Annotated in this window: 23 protein-coding genes; 20 read left to right on the forward strand and 3 right to left on the reverse strand. The window is 65.9% G+C overall.

All coding sequences use genetic code 11. The features are described 5' to 3' along the window. Positions 1–219 precede the first annotated feature (219 nt). From SA190iCDA_RS01920 to ggt, 7 genes are all read left to right on the forward strand, one after another. Positions 220–1,578: a M16 family metallopeptidase gene (locus tag SA190iCDA_RS01920; RefSeq protein ID WP_070884724.1), complete on the forward strand. Its 1,359-nt coding sequence runs from the start codon at positions 220–222 to the stop codon at positions 1,576–1,578. Next, on the forward strand, positions 1,571–3,061 hold the full coding sequence (locus tag SA190iCDA_RS01925; protein ID WP_070884725.1) for a M16 family metallopeptidase: 1,491 nt from the start codon (positions 1,571–1,573) through the stop codon (positions 3,059–3,061). The genes SA190iCDA_RS01920 and SA190iCDA_RS01925 overlap by 8 nt, the downstream gene beginning before the upstream one ends. Further along, positions 3,061–3,666 (forward strand): 16S rRNA (guanine(966)-N(2))-methyltransferase RsmD, encoded by a 606-nt coding sequence (gene rsmD, locus SA190iCDA_RS01930; RefSeq protein WP_070884726.1) that lies wholly within the window; start codon positions 3,061–3,063, stop codon positions 3,664–3,666. Before SA190iCDA_RS01925 ends, rsmD begins: the two co-directional genes overlap by 1 nt. Before the next feature lie 38 nt (positions 3,667–3,704). Continuing rightward, positions 3,705–4,694 (forward strand): hydrolase, encoded by a 990-nt coding sequence (locus SA190iCDA_RS01935; protein ID WP_070885248.1) that lies wholly within the window; start codon positions 3,705–3,707, stop codon positions 4,692–4,694. A 145-nt stretch (positions 4,695–4,839) separates the two neighbouring features. Then, the gene (gene coaD / locus SA190iCDA_RS01940; RefSeq protein WP_070884727.1) at positions 4,840–5,322 is read left to right on the forward strand and encodes a pantetheine-phosphate adenylyltransferase; all 483 of its coding nucleotides are present in this window, start codon (positions 4,840–4,842) and stop codon (positions 5,320–5,322) included. A gap of 238 nt (positions 5,323–5,560) precedes the next feature. Beyond that, complete coding sequence (locus SA190iCDA_RS01945; RefSeq protein ID WP_070884728.1) at positions 5,561–5,812, forward strand: YfhL family 4Fe-4S dicluster ferredoxin; 252 nt, start codon at positions 5,561–5,563, stop codon at positions 5,810–5,812. 2 nt (positions 5,813–5,814) lie between these two features. Then, on the forward strand, positions 5,815–7,509 hold the full coding sequence (ggt, locus tag SA190iCDA_RS01950; protein ID WP_139159452.1) for a gamma-glutamyltransferase: 1,695 nt from the start codon (positions 5,815–5,817) through the stop codon (positions 7,507–7,509). A gap of 174 nt (positions 7,510–7,683) precedes the next feature. Here ggt and SA190iCDA_RS01955 read toward each other — a convergent pair whose 3' ends face one another. From SA190iCDA_RS01955 to SA190iCDA_RS01965, 3 genes are all read right to left on the reverse strand, one after another. After that, entirely contained in the window at positions 7,684–8,025 is a 342-nt protein-coding gene (locus SA190iCDA_RS01955) for a multidrug transporter (protein WP_070884729.1), read from the reverse strand. A 117-nt stretch (positions 8,026–8,142) separates the two neighbouring features. After that, entirely contained in the window at positions 8,143–8,955 is an 813-nt protein-coding gene (gene mutM, locus SA190iCDA_RS01960; RefSeq protein WP_070884730.1) for a bifunctional DNA-formamidopyrimidine glycosylase/DNA-(apurinic or apyrimidinic site) lyase, read from the reverse strand. Positions 8,956–8,987: 32 nt separating this feature from the next. Beyond that, a complete protein-coding gene (locus tag SA190iCDA_RS01965) occupies positions 8,988–9,800 on the reverse strand; it encodes an HDOD domain-containing protein (RefSeq protein ID WP_170833927.1) in 813 nt (270 codons plus the stop codon). A 221-nt stretch (positions 9,801–10,021) separates the two neighbouring features. Between SA190iCDA_RS01965 and SA190iCDA_RS01970 the strand changes: the two genes are divergently transcribed. From SA190iCDA_RS01970 to SA190iCDA_RS02030, 13 genes are all read left to right on the forward strand, one after another. Beyond that, the gene (locus tag SA190iCDA_RS01970) at positions 10,022–10,561 is read left to right on the forward strand and encodes a type 1 glutamine amidotransferase domain-containing protein (RefSeq protein WP_070884732.1); all 540 of its coding nucleotides are present in this window, start codon (positions 10,022–10,024) and stop codon (positions 10,559–10,561) included. A gap of 109 nt (positions 10,562–10,670) precedes the next feature. Next, positions 10,671–11,867 carry a class I SAM-dependent rRNA methyltransferase gene (locus tag SA190iCDA_RS01975; RefSeq protein WP_070884733.1) on the forward strand — a complete coding sequence of 399 codons (1,197 nt, stop codon included), beginning with the start codon at positions 10,671–10,673 and terminating at the stop codon, positions 11,865–11,867. 436 nt (positions 11,868–12,303) lie between these two features. Then, a complete protein-coding gene (locus SA190iCDA_RS01980) occupies positions 12,304–12,942 on the forward strand; it encodes a response regulator transcription factor (RefSeq protein ID WP_070884734.1) in 639 nt (212 codons plus the stop codon). A gap of 619 nt (positions 12,943–13,561) precedes the next feature. After that, positions 13,562–14,281, forward strand: a complete 720-nt coding sequence (locus SA190iCDA_RS23290) for a methyl-accepting chemotaxis protein (RefSeq protein ID WP_419203875.1) — start codon at positions 13,562–13,564, stop codon at positions 14,279–14,281. Between the two features lie 9 nt (positions 14,282–14,290). Then, positions 14,291–14,659: a response regulator gene (locus tag SA190iCDA_RS01990; RefSeq protein ID WP_070884736.1), complete on the forward strand. Its 369-nt coding sequence runs from the start codon at positions 14,291–14,293 to the stop codon at positions 14,657–14,659. Then, positions 14,656–14,985 (forward strand): STAS domain-containing protein, encoded by a 330-nt coding sequence (locus SA190iCDA_RS01995; protein ID WP_070884737.1) that lies wholly within the window; start codon positions 14,656–14,658, stop codon positions 14,983–14,985. Before SA190iCDA_RS01990 ends, SA190iCDA_RS01995 begins: the two co-directional genes overlap by 4 nt. After that, a complete protein-coding gene (locus SA190iCDA_RS02000) occupies positions 14,982–17,153 on the forward strand; it encodes a chemotaxis protein CheA (RefSeq protein ID WP_070884738.1) in 2,172 nt (723 codons plus the stop codon). The genes SA190iCDA_RS01995 and SA190iCDA_RS02000 overlap by 4 nt, the downstream gene beginning before the upstream one ends. After that, a complete protein-coding gene (locus SA190iCDA_RS02005; protein WP_070884739.1) occupies positions 17,150–17,647 on the forward strand; it encodes a chemotaxis protein CheW in 498 nt (165 codons plus the stop codon). Before SA190iCDA_RS02000 ends, SA190iCDA_RS02005 begins: the two co-directional genes overlap by 4 nt. Positions 17,648–17,697: 50 nt before the next feature. Further along, a complete protein-coding gene (locus tag SA190iCDA_RS02010) occupies positions 17,698–19,347 on the forward strand; it encodes a methyl-accepting chemotaxis protein (RefSeq protein WP_070884740.1) in 1,650 nt (549 codons plus the stop codon). A 3-nt stretch (positions 19,348–19,350) separates the two neighbouring features. Then, positions 19,351–19,866 (forward strand): chemotaxis protein CheW, encoded by a 516-nt coding sequence (locus SA190iCDA_RS02015; protein WP_070884741.1) that lies wholly within the window; start codon positions 19,351–19,353, stop codon positions 19,864–19,866. Between the two features lies 1 nt (position 19,867). Beyond that, the gene (locus tag SA190iCDA_RS02020; protein WP_070884742.1) at positions 19,868–20,689 is read left to right on the forward strand and encodes a CheR family methyltransferase; all 822 of its coding nucleotides are present in this window, start codon (positions 19,868–19,870) and stop codon (positions 20,687–20,689) included. Then, positions 20,682–21,200, forward strand: a complete 519-nt coding sequence (locus SA190iCDA_RS02025) for a chemotaxis protein CheD (protein WP_070884743.1) — start codon at positions 20,682–20,684, stop codon at positions 21,198–21,200. The genes SA190iCDA_RS02020 and SA190iCDA_RS02025 overlap by 8 nt, the downstream gene beginning before the upstream one ends. Continuing rightward, the gene (locus SA190iCDA_RS02030; protein ID WP_070884744.1) at positions 21,197–22,258 is read left to right on the forward strand and encodes a protein-glutamate methylesterase/protein-glutamine glutaminase; all 1,062 of its coding nucleotides are present in this window, start codon (positions 21,197–21,199) and stop codon (positions 22,256–22,258) included. Before SA190iCDA_RS02025 ends, SA190iCDA_RS02030 begins: the two co-directional genes overlap by 4 nt. Positions 22,259–22,287: the final 29 nt, after the last annotated feature.

Below are 22,287 nucleotides of genomic sequence, written 5' to 3' on the forward strand. Positions count from 1 at the left end.
GCGCCCTTGCACGGATGGGCTGAGGGGCTTGCAGATGGCTAATCGCAGACTGCCACCGCATAGACGTGGTCGCCGTTAAAACGGATGCGTATCCTAGCACCTCCGCAGCTGCCACGGCTAAGCCACGCGACCGTCATGACGGCCTGCTCCGGCGACGCTGCTCCGCGCTCACACCCGACCGCAATCCCACGCCCGGCGTGGTTCAACGAGGAGAGAGGTTTGTCCAGTTCACTTGCCCGCCATCTCGCCGGCCTGCTACTGGCCGCCTGTGCCCTGCCCTTCGGGGCGCAGGCCGCGGCACCGCAACCCACCCACGAATTCACCCTGGAAAACGGCCTCAAGGTCATCGTCCGCGAAGACCATCGCGCCCCCGTGGTGGTCTCGCAGATCTGGTACAAGGTCGGTTCCAGCTACGAGACCGCCGGCCAGACCGGCCTGTCCCATGCCCTGGAACACATGATGTTCAAAGGCAGCCGCAAGCTCGGCCCCGGCGAAGCCTCGCGGGTGCTGCGCGACCTGGGGGCCGAGGAGAACGCCTTCACCAGCGACGACTACACCGCCTACTACCAGGTGCTGGCCGCCGACCGCCTGGGCGTCGCCTTCGAGCTGGAGGCCGACCGCCTGGCCAGCCTGCGCCTGCCGCCGGAAGAGTTCGCGCGCGAGATCGAGGTGATCAAGGAAGAGCGCCGCCTGCGCACCGACGACAAACCCTCGGGCCTGGCCTACGAGCGCTTCAAGGCCATGGCCTACCCGGCCAGCGGCTACAGCATCCCGACCATCGGCTGGATGGCCGACCTGGACCGCATGAGCGTGCAGGAGCTGCGTCACTGGTACGAAACCTGGTACGTGCCCAACAACGCCACCCTGGTGGTGGTCGGCGACGTCACCGCGGACGCCGTGAAGGCCCTGGCCCAGCGCTATTTCGGCGCGATCCCCAAGGGTGACGTGCCGGCCGCGAAGATCCCCCTGGAGCTGCCGGCGCCGGGCGAACGGCAGATCACCCTGCACCTGAAGACCCAGCTGCCGAGCCTGATGATGGGCTTCAACGTGCCGGGCCTGGCCACCGCCGAGAACCCGCGTGACGTGCATGCCCTGCGCCTGATCGCCGCCCTGCTCGACGGCGGCTACAGCGCCCGCCTGGCCACCCGCCTGGAGCGCGGCGAGGAGCTGGTTTCTGGCGCCGGCGCCTGGTACAACGGCTACACCCGCGGCGACAGCCTGTTCACCCTCTCCGCCACCCCCAACGTGCAGACCGGCAAGACCCTGCAACAGACCGAAGCGGGCATCTGGCGCGAACTGCAGGACCTGCAGAACACCGCGCCCTCGGCCGAGGAGCTGGCCCGCGTACGCGCCCAGCTGATCGCCGAACTGGTCTACGACCGCGACTCGATCAGCAGCCAGGCCACCGCCATCGGCCAGCTGGAAACCGTCGGCCTGTCCTGGAAGCTGATCGATCAGGAACTGGCCGAGCTGGAGGCCGTGACCCCGGCCGACATCCAGAACGCCGCCAAGACCTATTTCACCCGCGATCGCCTCAGCGTCGCCCATGTTCTGCCCGAGGAGAAGCGCGATGAGTAAGCGCAACGGCCCGCGCTATGCCCTGCTGGGCCTGTTCCTGATCGCCCTGCTGGCGGCCCTGGCCTTTACCGTCAAACGCGCACCGGACGCCGCCGAGCCTGCTGGCCAGGCCGCACAAGCCGACAACAGCCAGCTGCAGTCGCTGGGCGAGCTGGACGGCAAGGAACCGGCACGCCGCAAGCTGGACATCCACAGCTGGCAGACCGCCGAAGGCGCCAAGGTGCTGTTCGTCGAGGCCCGCGAGCTGCCGATGTTCGACCTGCGCCTGACCTTCGCCGGCGGCAGCAGCCAGGACGGCGACGTGCCCGGCCTGGCGCTGCTGACCAACGCCATGCTCAACGAAGGCGTGCCCGGCAAGGACGTCGGCGCCATCGCCGCCGGCTTCGAGAGCCTGGGCGCCGAGTTCGGCAATGGCGCCTACCGCGACATGGCGGTCACCAGCCTGCGCAGCCTTAGCGCCGCCGAGCAGCGTGAACCGGCCCTGAAGCTGTTCGAGCAGGTGATCGGCCAGCCGACCTTTCCTGCCGACTCCCTGGCGCGCATCAAGAACCAGATCCTCGCCGGCTTCGAATTCCAGAAGCAGAACCCGGGCAAGCTGGCCAGCCTCGAACTGTTCGAGCGCCTGTATGGCAAGCACCCCTACGGTCACCCCAGCGAAGGCAACGCGCAGTCGGTTCCCGGCATCAGCCGCGAACAGCTGCAGGCCTTCCATGCCAAGGCCTACGCTGCCGGCAATGCGGTGATCGCCCTGGTCGGCGACCTGTCCCGCGAGGAAGCCGAGGCCATGGCCGCCGAGGTCTCCGCCGCGCTGCCCAAGGGCCCGGCGCTGGCGAAGACCATCGAACCGCAGGCGCCGCAGCCCGGCCTGACCCATATCGATTTTCCGTCCAACCAGACCCACCTGCTGATCGCCCAGCTCGGCATCACCCGCAATGACCCGGACTACGCAGCGCTGTACCTGGGCAACCAGGTGTTCGGCGGTGGTGGTTTCGGCACCCGGCTGATGACCGAAGTGCGTGAAAAACGTGGCCTGACCTACGGCGTGTACTCCGGTTTTACCGCCATGCAGGCCCGCGGCCCGTTCATGATCAACCTGCAGACCCGCGCCGAACAGAGCGAAGGCACCCTGCAACTGGTCAAGGACCTGCTGCGTGAGTTCGTCGCCAACGGCCCGACCCAGCAGGAGCTGGACGCCGCCAAGCGCGAAATGGCCGGCAGCTTCCCGCTGTCCACGGCCAGCAACGCGGCCATCGTAGGCCAGCTCGGCGCCATCGGCTTCTACGACCTGCCACTGACCTACCTGGAAGACTTCATGGCCCAGGTGCAGGCGCTCAGCGTCGAGCAGGTGAAAGCCGCCATGGCCAAGCATCTCGACCCCGAGGCCCTGGTGATCGTCACGGCCGGGCCGAAGGTCGCGCAGAAGGAACTGCCTCCGCCCACCGACCAGCCGGCAGAGATGCCCGCTGCCGTACCGGAGCACTGATGGCCAGACGACCGACTTCCGGCAAGGCCCCCGTCGCCCACGGTGGCGACGGGCAGCTGCGCATCATTGCCGGGCAGTGGCGCAGCCGCCAGTTCGCCTTCCCCATGGCCCACGGCTTGCGCCCGACACCCAACCGCGTGCGCGAGACGCTGTTCAACTGGCTGGCGCCCTACGTGGACGCCGCCCGGGTGCTCGACCCCTTCGCCGGCAGTGGCGCGCTGTTTCTCGAAGCGCTGTCGCGTGGCGCCGCCAGTGCCCTGGCGCTGGACCTCAACCCGGCGGCAGTGACCAGCCTGCGCGGCCACCTGGCCACCCTGCGCTGCGACAACGGCCAGGTGCTGCAGAGCGACGCCCTCGTCTACCTGCAGAGCCAGCCGGCCACGCCGTTCGACCTGGTGTTCCTCGATCCGCCATTCAGCCAGGACCTGCTGCTGCCCGCCTGCACGCTGCTCGAAGCGCGCGGCTGGCTGGCCGACGATGCCTGGGTCTACACCGAAAGCGAGCAGGTGCCCTCCAGCCTAGGTATGCCCGGCAACTGGCGCCTGCACCGTGAGCAGAAGGCCGGGCAGGTGCATTACGCGCTGTGGGAGCGCCGCGCGGCCTGAGGGCCGCCGGTGGCCTGCACATGGGCGTGCGAGCAGCGATGAACCACGGCTTCCGGCCGGCCTGGTGGCTGCCTGGCCCCCATCTGCAGACCCTGTGGGGCTCGCTGTGTCGCCGCCTACCCGCACTCGAACGCCAGCGCGAACGCCTGTGGCTGGAGGACGGCGACTTCCTCGACCTCGACTGGCATGGCCCCCATGAGGCCCACGCGCCCCTGGTGCTGGTGCTGCACGGCCTGACCGGCTCTTCCAGCTCCCACTACATGCTCGGCCTGCAACGCCAGTTGGCCGCCCGAGGGTGGGCCAGCGTGGCGCTGAACTGGCGTGGCTGCTCGGGTGAGCCCAACCTGCTGCCACGGGGTTACCATTCCGGCGCCAGCGAAGACCTGGTCGAAACCATTCGCCACTTGCACGCCAAGCGGCCCATGGCCCCGCTGTATGCAGTGGGCTATTCACTGGGCGGCAACGTCTTGCTCAAGTACCTGGGGGAAAGTGGTGCGCACAGCGGCCTGCAGGGGGCTGCCGCGGTATCGGTGCCCTTTCGTCTGGATCAGTGTGCCGACCGCATCGGCATCGGCTTCTCGCGGGTCTATCAGGCGCACTTCATGCGCGCCATGGTCGCCTACGTGAAGGACAAGCAGCGCCTGTTCGCCCATCAGGGCCAGGCCGACCGCCTGTCGACCCTGGAAAAGCTCGGCCCGTTGGACGGCATGCGCACCTTCTGGGATTTCGACGGCCGCATCACCGCGCCGCTGCACGGTTTCGAAGATGCCGACGACTATTACCGACGCTCCTCGAGCCGCTACTACCTGGGCCGCATCCAGACGCCGACGCTGATGATCCAGGCCACCGACGACCCCTTCGTCTACCCCCACAGCCTGCCAGAGGCCAGGGAGCTGGCCGACTGCATCCGCTTCGAACTGCATGACAGGGGCGGCCACGTCGGTTTCGTCGACGGCTCGCCGCGGCGGCCCGGCTACTACCTGGAAAGGCGCATTCCAGACTGGCTGCAAAGCCTCGGGGCGGCGTGAAGAAATCGCCTCGAAATAAGGCGTTCCCTCTGGGTTCGGCGCGATAAACGCCCATATCCGGGGTCGTGAACGGGTCACCGACTTGGCCCGCCCCGGCGTGCTGCGCTACCATCCGACTCCCTAACGCGCCTGCCAGGACGTCACGATGAATCGAGTGTTATACCCAGGCACCTTCGACCCCATTACCAAGGGGCATGGCGATCTGGTCGAGCGCGCCGCGCGGCTGTTCGACAGCGTGGTCATCGCGGTTGCCGCCAGCCCGAAGAAGAACCCGCTGTTCTCTCTCGAACAGCGCGTGGAACTGGCCCGGGAAGTCACCAAGCACCTGCCCAACGTCGAAGTGATCGGCTTTTCCACGCTGCTCGCCTCGTTCGCCAAGGAACAGGGTGCCAACATCCTGCTGCGCGGCCTGCGCGCGGTATCGGATTTCGAATACGAATTCCAGCTGGCCAACATGAACCGTCAGCTGGCGCCGGAGCTGGAAAGCCTGTTCCTCACCCCGTCGGAAAAGTACTCGTTCATTTCCTCTACCCTGGTGCGGGAAATCGCCAACCTGGGCGGCGACATCGGCAAGTTCGTGCATCCGGCGGTTGCCGAGGCGCTGACCGAACGCTTCAAGGCGCGCTAAGCGCTCCATCCGGCGCACTGGCGTGCGCTGGCGGCGACAATCCGGCACAATCGCGGCTAGCAGGCCGTTGAAAAACGTGATCGAGGCAGCTAGCGCAAGGCAAAAATAGGCGAAAAAGCGGAGTGTACGAGTAGTACATGAGCATTTTGAGCCTGTTTTTAACGCCGCGATAGCAACGTAGATAGTTTTCCAACAGTCTGCTTTCGTTCGACTGTGGCCCGGCGGGAGCTTGCCTTTCATGTCCCTGATCATTACCGACGATTGCATCAACTGCGACGTCTGCGAACCTGAGTGCCCGAACGCGGCGATTTCCCAGGGCGAGGAGATCTACGTGATCGACCCCAACCTGTGCACCGAATGCGTGGGCCACTACGACCAGCCGCAGTGCCAGCAGGTCTGCCCGGTGGACTGCATCCCCCTCGACGAGAACAACGTCGAGAGCAAGGAGCAGTTGATGGCCAAGTACCAAGCCCTCACCGGCAAGGCCTGAGGGTGCGCCGCCCCCTTCGCGGCCTCTCCTCCCTGCGTGCCCTGTCCGGCGCGCTGTTGCTGCTGTTCAGTCTCGGCCTGCAGGCCGCCGAGCGCCCAGGTAGTAGCGCCATCGCCACCGCCCACCCCGCCGCCACGGTCGCCGGCAAGGAAACCCTGGCGCTGGGCGGCAATGCCTTCGACGCCGCGGTGGCCATCAGCGCCGCCCTGGCGGTGGTCGAGCCCTATGGTTCGGGGCTGGGCGGTGGCGGTTTCTTCCTGCTGCGCAGCGCCGACGCCCGCTACGATTTTCTCGATGCCCGCGAGCGCGCCCCCGGCGCCGCCCATGCCGATATGTATCGTCGCGATGGCCAGGTGCAGGCGGCGCTGTCCCGTGATGGCGCGCTGGCCGCCGCAATTCCGGGCTTGCCCGCCGCGCTGGTCGAACTGGCCGAGCAGCACGGCAAACTGCCCCTGCGCGACAGCCTGGCGCCGGCCATCCGCCTGGCCCGTGAAGGTTTTCCGGTCGACCGCGTGTACCGCGATCGCGCCACCATGCGCCTGGCGGCCATGCGCGACGACGCGGAAACCGCGCGGCTGTTCCTCAGCAGCGGCGAGATTCCGCCGGAAGGCACGTTGCTGCGCCAGCCGGAGCTGGCCGACACCCTGCTGAGGCTGGCCAAGCATGGCCGTGACGGGTTCTATGCCGGCCCCCTGGCCGAGCGCCTGGTGGCCGGCGTGCGCGCCGCGGGCGGTATCTGGACGTTGCAGGATCTGGCCGGCTACCGCACTGTCAGTCGCCAGCCGATTCGCGTGCCATTGGCCGAAGGCCGCGAGTTGATCAGCGCACCGCCGCCCTCGGCAGGTGGCGTGGCTCTGGCCCAGAGCCTGTTGATGCTGCAGAACCTGCCCTGGCGTGAAGCCGACCCCGTGCAGCGCACCCATCTGGTGGTGGAAGCCCTGCGCCGGGCCTACCGCGATCGCGGCCAGCTGGGTGACCCGGACTTCGTCGGCAATCCTGCTGCGCGCCTGCTCAACCCGGATTACCTGCAAGGCCTGAGCCGCGATATCGAGCCGTACAGGGCCACCCCAAGCAGCCAGCTGCCGCCGGCCAAGCCCTGGAAGGAAGGCGATCACACCACCCACTTCACCGTGCTGGATGCCGACGGCAACGCGGTGAGCGCCACGTTGTCGATCAACCTGCCGTTCGGTGCGGCCTTCACGGTGCCCGGCACCGGCGTGCTGCTCAACGATGAAATGGACGATTTTGCCGCCGACCTCGCGGGCGCCAACGCCTATGGCCTCGCCGGCAGCCAGGCCAACGCCATCGCCGCGGGCAAACGCCCACTGTCGAGCATGAGCCCGACCTTCATCGACAGCCCAGGCGAATTCACCAGTTTCGGCACCCCGGGTGGCAGCCGTATCCCGAGCATGGTGCTGCTGTCGATCCTGCAGTACCTCGACGGCCAGCCCATCGCCAGCTGGCCGGCGGTGCCACGCTACCATCACCAGTACCGGCCGGACGTCATCGAGCACGAGCCGCAGACCTTTAGCGCCGCCCAGATCGCCGAGCTGCAGACGCGTGGCTATACGCTAGAGAAGCTGGAGCGCGAGTACGGCAACCAGCAGGTGCTGCGCTGGAACAAGGCCAGCGGCCAGGTCGAAGCGGCCAGCGATCCGCGCGGCATCGGCAACAGCGCGGTACAAGCCACTCGCTAAAGCTGCCAAATATCAGCTGCGTAGGGCGGACCGGGACGCCGGCCGGAAGCGACTCACCTGCAGAAGCGGGTCACCGGCCTGCCACGGCGCGCTGCCTTCGGCGAGTACGCCGTACAGTCTGCAGGCAATAAAAAGCCCCTCGTCGAGGGGCTTTTTATTGGGCGCCAGGCGCGATCACTGACGCTGGTTGTAGCCGTCACCGGTGCAGCCCAGGCAACGCACGAAGGCTGCCTTGCCCGGCTCGACCACCAGCGCACGGCCGGTGGCGCCGATGCCGCCGCCCAGCGCCGAGAACGGCAGGGCAACGACGAACGCCGCGGCGCCGATGGCGGTGGCGCCGATCAGCAACGGACGGGCGATCAGCAGATCACCGATCATGGCGAAACCATCCGGCGCCTGAACGGTATAGAGCGGGTCACCGCTGGCGTTCTGCTGCACCTCTTGCGCATTGGCGGTCAGCGCCAGCGAGGCAGCAGTCAGCGCCAGAACAGCAGCGCAAGAGCGAAACAGTTTCATGGGGCGATCCTTCAGAGGTATACGGGACGATGCCGGTAACTATAACAGCGCGGCGGCAATTGTCGCGTGATGGCCGTCAATCGCTGAACAACTGGTCACGTCAGCGGATGAAACGGCTCAGCGTTGGCATTTCGGGCAGTAAACGCTGGCCCGCTGGCCCAGCTTCACCTCGCGCAGGGTACTGCCGCATACCTTGCAGAACTGCCCGCCGCGGCCATAGGCGAACAGCTCCTGCTGGAAGTAGCCGGGCTGGCCATCGCCGCCGATGAAATCGCGCAGGGTGGTGCCGCCTCGCTCGATGGCGTGGGCCAGTACCCGCTTGATCTCCCGGGCCAGGCGCACATAGCGCGCCCGTGACACCGTACCGGCAGCGCGACGCGGGTCGATGCCAGCGGCGAACAGCGCTTCGGTCGCATAGATATTGCCCACGCCGACCACCACCGCGTTGTCCATGATGAACGGCTTGACCGCCACCGCCTTGCCGCGCGACAGCTGATACAGGCGCTCGCCGTCGAACAGCTCGGTCAGCGGCTCGGGGCCGAGGCGCAGCAGCAGCTCATGCTCCAGCGGCAACTCGCTCCACAGCAGCGCCCCGAAGCGCCGCGGGTCGGTGTAACGCAGCGACAGCCCGGACTCCAGTTCGATGTCGACGTGTTCGTGCTTGGCTGCCGGCAGCCCGGCCTCGACCAGGCGCAGATTGCCCGACATGCCCAGGTGGCTGATCAGCGTGCCGGTCTCGGCCTTGATCAGCAGGTACTTGGCGCGCCGCTCCACGGCTTCGATGCGCTGGCCGGACAGGCGCACATCGAGGTCTTCGGGAATCGGCCAGCGCAGGCGGCGCTCACGGACGATCACTCGGCTGACGCGCTGGCCGATCAGGTGGGGGGCGATACCACGGCGCGTGGTTTCGACTTCTGGCAATTCAGGCATGACGGACTCGAAACGGATTCAGGGACGGCGCCTCAGGCGGCGCCCAGGTCGCGGATGCTCTCGCGCAGGCTCTCGAAGTCGTACCCGGAAAGCCCCACGTAATCGAGAATCAGCGCCTCGATGGCCTGCCATTCGTGGTCTTCGCTCTGGTTGCCCAGCACCTGATAGCTGCGGCAGATGTGCTCGGCCATCTTGAGGATCGCCAACAGGTTCTTGAGCTGCGCGTCGTTGTCGTTTTCCTCGGCGAAGATGGCCAGCACGTTATGGTGATTGGCGATGGCCTGGCACAGGTGCAGCGGCAGGTTCCACGACTTGGCGGTGTAGTAGCCGACCACCGCGTGGTTGGTGTTGAGCAGGCGGTTCTCGGTGTCGACGATACGCCGCTCGGCATTGGCGCTGGCGTAGGACTCCTCGAGCACGCTCATGTAGTCGGGGAAGCGCTTGAGCATCAGCGGAATGCCGCAATTGTGGAACAGGCCCAGGGTGTAGGCCTCGTCCACGGACTCGTAGCCGATGCGCTTGGCCAGGGTCAGGCTGGTCATGGCCACGTCCTGGGCGGTGTCCCAGAAGCGGTTGAGGGTCACGATGGTCTCGTCGCTCATCTCGCCGCGGATCGACAGGGCGTTGACCATATTGATCACCGAGCGGCTGCCCAGCAGGTTGACCGCCCGCTGGATCGAGCCGATGCGGTTGGCCAAGCCGAAATACGGCGAGTTGACGATTTTCAGCAAGGCGCCGGACAGCCCCGGGTCCTGGCTGATCAGCCGCGCGATGGCCTTCAGATCCGGGTTGGGCATGTACTGCTCGAACTGCAGATCCACCATGATCTGCGGTTGCGGCGGCACGCTGATGCCTTGCAGAAACGCCTGTATCTGCTCGGCCGAGAGTTCTTTTTCCATGGAGGCGGCAAGGTAAGAATGTGATGGAGCGCGCAGTCTACCCTGAGCGCGATGACTTTGGATCGAACGGTTACAGAACAAATCTGCAGGTCGTCGCCTGGCCTGAACTTAGCGGCTCGCAATGCCCCGAAAGTACTCACTCCAGCCTATTCAGAGAGGTGTTTTCGATGAGCAAGTCCCTCACAGGCAAGCGTATCGCTCTGCTGGTTACCGACGGTTTCGAGCAGGTCGAACTGACCGGCCCCAAACAGGCACTCGAAGAACTCGGCGCCACCGCTGAGATCCTGTCCAGCCAAGCCGGAGAGGTCACCGGCTGGAACCACACCACCCCGGCCGACACCTTCACGGTCGACAAGACCTTCGATACCGCCAGGATCGACGATTACGACGCCATCGTGCTGCCCGGCGGGGTAGTCAATGCCGATACCATTCGCCTCGACGAGATGGCCGTGGAGCTGGTCAAGGACGCCGCCAAGGCCAACAAACCGATCGCCGTGATCTGCCACGGTGCCTGGATTCTCGCCACGGCCGACCTGCTCATGGGCAAGACCCTGACCAGCTACCCCTCGCTGACCGACGACCTGAAGAACGCCGGCGCCACCTGGGTGGACCAGGAAGTGGTGGTCGATGGCAAGCTGATCAGCAGCCGCACCCCGGATGACCTGCCGGCCTTCAACGAGAAGCTGATCGCCGCGCTCGCCGCCTGAGCCGGGGCGCCGCCGTGGGCCACGGCCGTACCTCCACGCCATCGCAACTGCGGCAAGCAGCTGCCGGGCTCCTCGTTTAGAATGCGCGTTTTTTACGACGGAGCCCACCATGTCCCTGCCTAGCCTGCGCCTGAAAGCCAACGCCGACCGACGCCTGCGCGCCGGCCACCTGTGGGTCTACAGCAACGAGATCGATGTCGCCGTCACGCCGCTCAATGCCTTCGAGGCCGGTGACCAGGCCGTTCTCGAAGCCGCCGGGGGCAAGCCCCTGGGCATTGTCGCCCTGAGCCCCAACAACCTGATCTGCGCGCGCCTGCTGTCGCGCGACGTCAAGCACGTGCTGGACAAATCCCTGCTGGTGCATCGCCTCAACGTGGCGCTGAGCCTGCGCGAGCGCCTGTTCGACCAGCCCTGCTACCGCCTGGTGTACGGCGACTCCGACCTGTTGCCGGGCCTGGTGGTCGACCGTTTCTTCGACATCCTCGTGGTGCAGCTGGCCTCGGCGACCATGGAACGCCACAGGGAGGACGTGCTGGCGGCGCTGATCCAGGTGATCAAGCCCAGCGGCATCCTGTTCAAGAACGACTCCGCTGCCCGCGATGCCGAAGGCCTGGAGCGCTACGTGGACACGGCCTTCGGCGTGGTGCCGGAGTGGGTCGCCCTGGAAGAAAACGGCGTGAAGTTCGAAGCACCGGTGATCGAAGGCCAGAAGACCGGCTGGTTCTATGACCACCGCATGAACCGCGCGCGCCTGGCGCCCTACGTCAAGGGCAAGCGCGTACTCGACCTGTTCAGCTATATCGGTGGCTGGGGCGTGCAGGCGGCGGCGTTCGGCGCCAGCGAAGTGTTCTGCGTGGATGCCTCGGCCTTCGCCCTCGACGGCGTGGAGCGCAACGCCACGCTCAACGGCTTCGCCGAGAAGGTCACCTGCGTGGAAGGCGACGTGTTCGCCGCCCTGCGTGAGCTGAAGGCGGCCGAAGAACGCTTCGACGTGGTGATCGCCGACCCACCCGCCTTCATCAAGCGCAAGAAGGACATCAAGAACGGCGAAGCGGCCTATCGTCGCCTCAACGAAACCGCCATGCGCCTGCTGGGCAAGGACGGCATCCTGGTCAGCGCCAGCTGCTCCATGCACCTGGACGAGGACAACCTGCAGAACATCCTGCTGACCAGCGCCCGCCATCTGGACCGCAATATCCAGCTGCTCGAGCGCGGCGCCCAGGGCCCGGATCATCCGGTGCACCCGGCCATCAATGAGACCCGCTACATCAAGAGCCTGACCTGCCGCCTGCTGCCCAACAGCTGACGACACGCTGTGCGCACCGCCCGCCGGGGCGGATGCCGCACCCTACAGGGCCCATCGCGGCCCTCGGCCCAGGGTTGCGCGGCCCAGTTCAACCGCCTGAACGGGCAGCCCTGCCGCCGCACGGCTACCATGCCGATGATTCGATCTCCCCTGCAAGCACCCGCGGCCTGATCGCCAGCGCTCGCCGCTACCAGCCGCCGCCGGCACCCTGGGTGCCCCCAAGAACCAGCGCATTGCCGCACGCCGCGGCGCGACAGCCTAGCGGCTGATCGCCGCAGCCTAGGCACCGGGCATCGGGTTCCGCCACATCCTGCACAAACCAGCTAGCGTTAATCGAAAGCCAGGCCGATCGACCTCGATGCCGACCAGGCGTCGTACCTGTGCCCTATCGTCCAGGCGAATTTTCCCGAGGCCCGCCCTGTTCAAGGATGCACCGATGATCCAGCTACTGATCGCCGACGACCACAGGCTCATGCGCGAAGGGCTCAAGCGCCTGTTCGAGCTGTACGAGGATGTGCAGGTTGTCGCCGAAGCCGCCGATGGCACCCAGGCCCTGGAGCAACTGCGCAGCGTTTCGGTCGACCTGCTGCTGCTCGATATCAGCATGCCCGGCCTGAGCGGCGAAGCCCTGATCGCGCGCATCGCCGACCAGAACCCTGCGCTGCCCATCCTGGTGCTCAGCATGCACAACGACCCCCACGTGGCCATGCGACTGATGCGCGGGGGCGCCCGGGGCTACGTCACCAAATGCCAGTCCCCGGAAATTCTCGTCGAGGCGGTGCGAACGGTCGCCGGCGGCAACCGCTACATCGATCCGTCGCTGATGGAGCCCATTGCCCTTAGCAGCCTCAAACCCGCCAGCAGAAGCGGGCTCGACAGCCTGACCAGCCGGGAATTCCAGATCATGCGGCTGCTTGCCGCGGGGCTGAGCGTCAACCAGATCGCCAGCCAGTTGACCATCAGCAACAAGACCGTCAGCACCCACAAGATAAATCTAATGGAGAAGATGAAGTTCTCCACCAACGCCGACCTTATCCGCTTCGCCTCCAGCCTGCTGAGTTCTGACATTGCATAAGGAAATCCCTAGATGTTTGCGGCCACAAAACCCGGATAAATGTCGGTTAAATCCGATGCCCCCATCGATGATGCTTCATGCATCCTGAGTACAGCCCAAAGGAATGCATGGTTATGGTGCCGGAGCTCTGCCCGCCTGAAACCCGTTCCGCCAGAGCCCGAGCCAGTTCGCCACGGAGCCGTAAATGCGCCAAACCCCAGTTTCCCTGCTAGCTCCCCTGCTGGTCCTGGCCGCCGGCATGGCCGCCGTAGTGCTCGTCGCCCAACAGCTGGTGAGCATGCTGCCAGCCCTGTTCGGGCTGATCCTGGTCGGTGCGGTGGCCACCGTCGGCTTGCGCCACAAGGGCGCCGAGTCTGGCGCCCTCTCTCAGGCACATGCCCAGGGGGCCGCACCTGCTGACACGGATGACAGCGTCGAGCGGCTCTGCGGCCAGGTGTTGCCGCTGTGGTCGCAGCACATCGAGAACGCTCGCAGCCACACCGAGGAATCCATCAGTTCCCTGAGCGAACGCTTCGCCCAGCTCGCCACGCGCATCCAGAGCAGCCTGGGCGGCAGCACCGAACGCGAAGCCGGCAAACGTCTGGTGGCGCTGTTGTCGAGCTGCGAGAGCGAACTGGACATGATCATCGTCGCCCTGCGCGACGCCCTGGCCAGCAAGGAATCGCTACTCAAGGAGATCACCCAGCTGTCCAGCTTCACCGAGCAATTGCAGGACATGGCCCAGGACGTCGCCAATATCGCCAAGCAGACCAACCTGCTGGCGCTCAACGCGGCCATCGAAGCCGCCCGCGCCGGCGAGAGCGGCCGCGGTTTCGCGGTGGTCGCCGACGAGGTGCGCAAGCTGTCGTCGATGTCGGGTGATACCGGCCAGCGCATCGGCGAAACCGTGGTGATCGTCAACGACGCCATCCACAAGACCCTGGACATCTCCCAGGAATACACCAAGACCGACACCGTCACCCTGAACAAGGCCAGTGACGTGATCGCCGGGGTGATCAGCCGCTTCAAGCAGAACGCCAGCGACATCGTCCAGCACAACGAGACCATGCGCACGCAAAGCGAGTCCGTCGCCCAGGACATCGCCGAGGTGCTGGTATCGCTGCAATTCCAGGATCGCATCAGCCAGACCCTCGGCCATATCGTCGCCGACCAGGACAAGCTGCATGCCCATATCCAGAATCGCACGGCGCAGCGCCAGCAGAGCCTGGCGCCGGAACCCCTGGACGCCGACCGCTGGCTCAGCGAGCTGGCCCAGACCTACACCACGCCCGAGCAGCACGGCATCCACCGCGGCGACAGCAGCAGCAAACGCAACGACTCCGACATCACGTTTTTCTGAGGTTCCCCCATGAGCAAGACCGTACTCATCGTCGACGACTCCGCCTCCATCCGTCAGGTCGTCAGCATCACGCTCAAAGGGGCCGGTTATCAGGTCATCGAGGGTTGCGACGGCAAGGACGCGCTGAGCAAGCTCGACGGTCGCAAGGTGCACCTGATCATCAGCGACGTGAACATGCCGAACATGGACGGCATCACCTTCGTGAAGAACGTAAAGCAGCTGCCCGCCTACAAGTTCACCCCGGTGATCATGCTCACCACCGAGGCCGGCGAAGCGCGCAAGGAAGAAGGTCGCGCAGCGGGTGCCAAGGCCTGGGTGGTCAAGCCCTTCCAGCCGGCGCAGATGCTCACTGCCGTCTCCAAGCTGATCCTGCCATGACCGACACGCCGGCCGAGAGCCTCTACCGCATCCTGCCGCTGGAAGGTGGCCTGACCATCTACAGCGCCACCGAGCACCTGCAGTTGCTGATGCAGGCGCTGGCCTGCGACGTGGAAGTGGAGCTCGACCTCGGCGCCGTCGACGAACTGGACTGTGCCGGCCTGCAACTGCTGATCCTCACCAAGCAGGAGGCGGCGCGCATGAACTGCGCCTTGCGCCTGACCAACCACAGCCCCGCCGTAATCGAGGCCTTCGAGTTGAGCGGGCTGGGCACCTTCTTTGGCGACCCCATCCTGATCAAGCCGGCCAGCGAGCAATCACCATGAACATGGACGAAGTGCTGCAGGTGTTCATCGCCGAGAGTCAGGAACTGCTGCAGCAGATGGAAGAAGCCCTGCTGCAGTTGGAGAACGATCCCGACGACGCCGACACCATCAACGCCATCTTTCGCGCCGCCCATACCATCAAGGGTTCGGCCGGGCTGTTCGGCCTCGACGTGATCGTCGCCTTCACCCATATCGCCGAGAGCGTTCTGGACCGGGTGCGCAACGGCGAGCTGCGCTTCGACAAGGCCATGACCGCCCTGTTCCTGCAGGTCGGCGACCACCTGGCACGGCTGGTGGCGCTGGTCGACAGCGGCGCCGACCTGAAAGACCTCGACGCCGATACGCAGATCGCCCATCAGCAACTCGGTGAACAGCTGTCCCGCTACCTGGCGCCTGCGCCGCGCAACGAGCCGGTACCCGCGGCAGCCCCGCGCGTCGAGCGCACCCCGGAAAACGGGGTTGGCGCCGACCACTGGCACCTGTCCCTGCGCTTCGGCCCGGACACCCTGCGCAACGGCATGGATCCCCTCGGCCTGTTCCGCTACCTGAATACCTTCGGCCATATCATCAGCATCGTCCCGCTGCTGGACCGCATCCCAGGCGCCGCCGAGATGGATCCGGAAACCTGCTACCTGGGTTTCGAGGTGGCCTTCGCCAGCGAGGCCGACAAGGCCACCATCGAGGGGGCCTTCGAATTCGTGCGCGAAGACAGCCTGATCCGCATTCTGCCGCCCAACAGCAAGTCGGACGAATACCTGGAGCTGATCCGTGCCCTGCCCGAAGAGGACATGCGCCTGGGCGAGATCCTCATGCGCTGCGGCACCCTGACCGCCAACGAACTGCAGGAAGTCCTGCATGCCCAGGTGCAGGGCCAGCAACGCGACGAGCCGCGCCCGATCGGCCGGGTGCTGGTCGAGGAAAGCCTGGTGCAGCCGCCGGTGATCGCCGCCGCCCTGCAGAAGCAACAGCAGATCAAGGAAAACCGCAACAACGAGAACAGCCTGATCCGCGTCGATGCCGGCAAGCTGGACAAGCTGATCGATCTCGTCGGCGAACTGATCATCGCCGGCGCCGGGGCGCGGATGACCGCCCAGACCTGTGGCCACCCGGAAATGCTCGAAGCCACCGAACTGCTCTCCCGGCTGGTCGAAGAGGTGCGCGATTCGGCCCTGCCGCTGCGCATGGTGCAGATCGGCAGCACCTTCAACCGCTTCCAGCGCGTGGTGCGTGACGTCTCCGGTGAGCTGGGCAAGGACATCGTCCTGTCCATCAGCGGGGCCGACACCGAACTGGACAAGACGGTCGTCGAACGCATCACCGACCCGCTTACCCACCTGGTGCGCAACGCCATGGATCATGGCATCGAGCCGGTGGAAACCCGCCTGGCGCGCGGCAAGACCGCCCAGGGCAAGGTGTCGCTCAACGCCTATCACGATGCCGGCAGCATCGTGCTGGAAGTCAGCGACGACGGCGGCGGCCTCGATGCCCAGCGCATTCTCGCCAAGGCCCGCGAGCGCGGCCTGGTCGGTGACGGACAGACGCTGGCGGAGAAAGACATCTTCGCACTGATCTTCGAGCCCGGTTTTTCCACCGCCGAGCAGGTCAGCAACCTGTCCGGCCGTGGCGTTGGCATGGACGTGGTCAAGCGCAACATCACCGCCCTGCGCGGCACCATCGAACTGGACAGCACCCTGGGCCAGGGCACGCGCATCCGCATTCGCCTGCCGCTGACCCTGGCGATCATCGACGGTTTCCTGGTCAGTGTCGGCCAGGCCGGCTACGTGATTCCCCTGGAGCTGGTGGAAGAATGCATCGAGCTGCCCGCCGGTACCGCATTCAGGCGTGGCCACCTGGAACTGCGCGGGCAGATGCTGCCCATCGTGCGCCTGCGTGACCTGTTCGAGGAAGCAAGCCAGCCGCCGCGCCGTGAAAGCGTGGTGGTGGTGCGCCATGCCGGGCTTCGCGCCGGGCTGGTGGTCGACCACCTGGCCGGCGAGTTCCAGACGGTGATCAAGCCGCTGGGCAAGGTGTTCGAAGCCTGCCAGGGGCTTGGCGGCTTCACCATTCTGGGCGACGGCAACGTGGCCCTGATCCTCGACATTCCCAGCCTGCTGACCCAGCTGACCAGCGCCTCGGAAACGGCACGTGCCGAGAGGCTTGAAGCATGAACACCCTCGCCAACGGCACCCGGGAACCGGCCCAGCAGTACCTCACCTTCGTGCTGGGCGACGAGCACTACGCCGTCGATACCCTGCATGTGCGGGAAATTCTCGAATGCACGCGCTTCACCCCGGTACCCCGCATGCCGGCAGCGGTACGCGGTGCGACCAATCTGCGCGGCTCCGTGGTGCCGGTGATCGACCTGCAGGCGCGCTTCAACGGCCAACTGACGCCGTTGGGCAAGCGTACCTGCATCGTGATTCTCGACTTGCCGGACGAGCAACGCCCGCAGCCCATCGGCGTGCTGGTGGATGCGGTCAGTGCGGTGCGGGAAATCCACCCGGCCGACATTCAGCCGGCGCCGTCCTTCGGCAGTCATTTGCGTAGCGATTTCATCACCGGTGTCGTGCGTCTGGAGGAACGCTTCGTCACCTTGTTGGCTCTCGCCCAGGTACTCGATCTGGAAGCACTCGGCAGCCCGCCGAATACAGAAAGCGACTGAGCCGACGGGCTTGACCTCATCAGCGACCTCCACTCGAAAGGATGTGCACCATGTTCAGTAACTTCAAGATCGGTACCCGGCTCATCGTCGCCTTCATTCTGGTCGCCGGGATCAGTGTCATCGTCGGCCTGGTCGGCCTGTCCAATGCCTCGAGCATCAACGAGCTGGCCGACAAGATGTATGCCAGGGAGCTGATCGGGCTCTCCAAGATCAAGGATGCCAACATCAACCTGATCTACATCGGCCGGGCACGTGCCAACTACCTGCTGGCCACCACCCAACAGGATCGTGAACGCATTGCCAGCGAAATCGCCCATAACAGCGAAACCGCCCGGGCATTGATGGACGAAGCCCGCAAGTTGTTTTCCAGCGATCGCGCCATGGAGCTGTTCCGCGAATCCGACTCGGTGTGGAAGGACTATCAGGATAGCCTGACGCAGACGCTGAGAACGGCAGCGTCTCAGAACCTGTATGTCGAAAACCCGGAACTGCAGCGGCAGATGACCGAAACCCGCGCCCATGGCGACAAGATCGGCGCGATCTTTTCCGAGCTCTCCCAGATCAAGGAAGCCAACGCCAGCGCTGCCAGTGTAGAAACCACCGATATCTACAACGCCAGTCGCACGGTCCTGATCTGTCTGATCATCGGCGGCGTATTGCTGGGAATCGCCCTGGGCTTTTTGATCAGCCGCAGCATCACCCGCCCGCTGGGCCGTGCCGTGGACGCGGCGAACCTGCTGGCCGAGGGTGACCTGCGGGTCAACCTGGACAGCAAGGCCCGCGATGAAACCGGTCAGTTGCTCAACGCCATGAGCAACATGAGCGCCAAGCTCGCGCAGATCATCGCCGAGGTGCGCAGTTCGGCCGATTCGCTGTCCAGCGCCTCCGAGGAGATTTCCTCCACCGCCCAGAGCATGAGCCAGGCCGCCTCCGAGCAGGCTGCCTCGGTGGAGGAAACCAGCGCCTCGATGGAGCAGATGTCCGCCTCCATCGCGCAGAACACCGAGAACGCCCGGGTCACCGATGGCATGGCCAGCAAGGCCGCCAACGAGGCCGGTGAAGGCGGCCAGGCGGTGAAGGACACCGTGCGCGCCATGAAGACCATCGCCGACAAGATCGGCATCGTCGACGACATCGCCTACCAGACCAACCTGCTGGCCCTCAACGCCGCCATCGAAGCGGCCCGTGCCGGCGAGCACGGCAAGGGCTTCGCCGTGGTGGCCGCCGAAGTGCGCAAGCTGGCCGAACGCAGCCAGGTGGCCGCCCAGGAAATCGGCGAGGTGGCCAAGAGCAGCGTGGCCCTGGCCGAACGCGCTGGTACCCTGCTCGACGAGATCGTGCCGTCCATCGCCAAGACCTCCGACCTGGTGCAGGAAATCGCCGCGGCCTCCGACGAGCAGAGCAGCGGCGTCGGCCAGATCAGCACGGCGATGAACCAGCTCAGCGAACTGACCCAGCAGAATGCCTCGGCGTCCGAGGAGCTGGCCGCCACCGCCGAAGAAATGAGCGGCCAGGCCGAGCAGCTGCAACAGCTGATGGACTTCTTCCGCCTCACCAGTGCGGGCGAGCGCATCACCGTAGCCAACCCGCCGCGCAATCGCCCCCAGCCCCCGCGCGGCAATGGCCCGACGCGCCAGCCCCGTGACGACGATGGCCACACCGGCGGCCTGCCAGCCGGCTACGTGCGCTTCCAGGAGTAGCCCATGAGTGAGCCACGGCTGCTCGACAACGCCACGGCGGAGTCGGGCCAGTACCTGACCTTCACCCTGGCCCACGAGCTGTTCGCGGTGGAAATTCGCGCCGTGCGCGAGATCATCGAGTACGGCCGGCTGACCACGGTACCGATGATGCCGCCGAGCATTCTCGGCGTGATCAACCTGCGCGGCGCCGTGGTGCCGGTGGTGGACCTCGGCCAGCGCTTCGGCGGGCAAGCCACCGCCATCGGCTCGCGCACCTGCATCGTGATTCTGGAGATCGCCGGGCCAGGCCATACCCAAGTCATCGGCATCGTCGTCGATGCGGTCAATGAAGTACGCGAGCTGGGCGCCGAGCATATCGAGCCGACGCCTGCCTTTGGCGGCAGCATTCGCGCCGACTTCATTCGTGGCATGGGCAAGCTGGATGGCCGCCTGGTGGTGATGCTGGATATCGGCCGGGTGATCTCGGCGGAGGAATACGTCGCGCTGAACCAGGCCCAGCAACAGGGGGCTGACCACTGACATGCCCACGTCGAACCAAGCCGCGCTTTCTGATAGCGAGTTCAGCCAGTTTCGCCAGTTGATCCACGATATCGCCGGCATTCACCTGTCCGATACCAAGAAGACCCTGGTGGCCGGCCGCCTCAACAAGCGCCTGCGCTCGCTGGCCATGGGCTCCTATGGCGAATACTTCCGCCTGGTCGGCAAGGACAAGGCGGAGCTGCAGACCTGCGTGGACCTGCTCACCACCAACGAAACCTACTTCTTCCGCGAGCCCAAGCACTTCGACTTCCTGCGCGAGCTGCTGCAAAGGCCCGGCGCGATTCCCAGCGGTCGTCCCCTGCGCATCTGGAGCGGCGCCTGCTCCAGCGGCGAGGAACCCTACACCCTGGCCCTGCTGCTGGCCGAACGCCTGGGCGAGCGCCCCTGGGAGATTCTCGCCTCGGACATCAGCCAGCGCATCCTCTCCCAGGCGCGCAACGGCGTGTACGACCTCGAGGACGGCCAGAACATCCCCCGTCATCTGCTGGTCAAGCACTGCCTGCGCGGCGTCGACGACAACCAGGGGCGGATGATGATCGCCCCGTCCCTGCGTCAGCGGGTGCGCTTCGCCCAGATCAACCTCAACAACGCGCTGCCGGATATAGGCCTGTTCGACGTGATCTTCCTGCGCAACGTGATGATCTACTTCGACACCGAGACCAAGCGCCAGGTCGTCGCGCGCCTACTCAACCACCTGCGCCCGGGCGGCCATTTCATCATCAGCCACTCGGAGAGCCTGAACGGCGTCAACGACACCCTCAAGGTCATAAAACCCTCGATCTACCAGAAGCCAAATGCCTAAACGCCCTGCTATTACCGAAGTTTATCTGCAACCCGGCGGTTATCACTTCGGCGGGCTCTACACCCGCGTGCGCACCCTGCTCGGCTCCTGCGTGTCGATCGTGCTCTGGCATCCCCAGGCACGCCTGGGCGGCATGTGCCATTTCATCCTGCCCACGCGTGGCCGCCCCAGCACCCAGCGCGACGGGCGTTATGGCGACGAGGTGATGAGCCTTTTGTGCGACGCGATCAGCCAGAGCGGCACAGCGCTGGGCGACTACCAGGCACGGATATTCGGCGGCGCCCACATGTTTCCCGAACTGGCCCACTCCCGACGCCAGCATGTGGGCCAACACAACGTCGCCATGGCCCGCCGCCTGCTGGCCGAGCGCAACCTCGACTGTTACGGCGAGCATGTCGGCGGTACCCGCCACCGCAATCTCATCTTTGATATCTGGAGCGGCCAGGTCGCCCTGAAGCAAAGCCTGCCACTCAACGCCCCCGGGCTCCGCGCTGGACAGCATTGGAAATGAAAAGCATAAAAGTCATGATCGTCGACGACTCGGCCGTGGTGCGCCAGGTGCTCTCCCAGGTGCTGGCGGCCGACCCGGCGATCGAGGTCATCGGCACCGCCGCCGATCCGCTGTTCGCCCTCGACAAGATGCAGCGTCAATGGCCCGACGTGATCGTGCTGGATGTCGAGATGCCGCGCATGGACGGCATCACCTTTCTGCGCAAACTGATGGCCGAGCACCCCACCCCGGTGGTGATCTGCTCGACGCTCACCGAAAAGGGCGCTACCACCACCATGCAGGCGCTGTCGGCGGGGGCGGTGAGCATCGTCACCAAACCCCAGGCCAGCCTCAGCAAATTCCTGGTCAACGCCAGCGACGACCTGGTCAATGCGGTCAAGGCGGCGGCCCGCGCCAACGTGCGACGCCTGGCCAACAAGGCGGTGCCCGCCGCGCCCCAGGCCAAGCTCAGCGCCGACGCCATCCTGCCGCCCGCCAGCGGTGCCATGGCGCGCACCACCGAGCGCATCGTCGCCATTGGCACCTCCACCGGCGGCACCCAGGCGCTGGAGTACATCCTCACCCGCCTGCCACGGGTGTGCCCGGCGCTGGTGATCGTCCAGCACATGCCCGAGCGTTTCACCGCCGCCTTCGCCGAGCGCCTCAACGGCCTGTGCGAACTGGAGGTGCTGGAGGCGCGCCATGGTGACCGCGTGGTGCCCGGTCGCGCCCTGATCGCCCCGGGCGGCCGCCACCTGCTGCTCAAGCGCAGCGGCGCCCAGTACGTGGTCGAGGTGGTCGATGGCCCGCCGGTCAGCCGCCACAGGCCCTCGGTGGACGTGCTGTTTCGCTCCACCGCCCGCGCCGCCGGGGCCAACGCCACCGGCATCATCATGACCGGCATGGGTGACGACGGCGCCCGTGGCCTGCGCGAAATGTTCGAGGCCGGCGCCCTGACCCTCGGCCAGGACGAGGCCAGCTGCGTGGTCTACGGCATGCCCAAGGAAGCCATGAAGCTCGGCGCGGTCAGCCGGGAAATCCCCCTGGAGCAGATACCAGCCGCCATCCTGCGCGGTTAGCGCGCTCGCAACTGCGAGACGGCTGGCAG

Source organism: Pseudomonas argentinensis, assembly GCF_001839655.2.
Taxonomy (GTDB): Bacteria; Pseudomonadota; Gammaproteobacteria; order Pseudomonadales; family Pseudomonadaceae; genus Aquipseudomonas; species Aquipseudomonas argentinensis_B.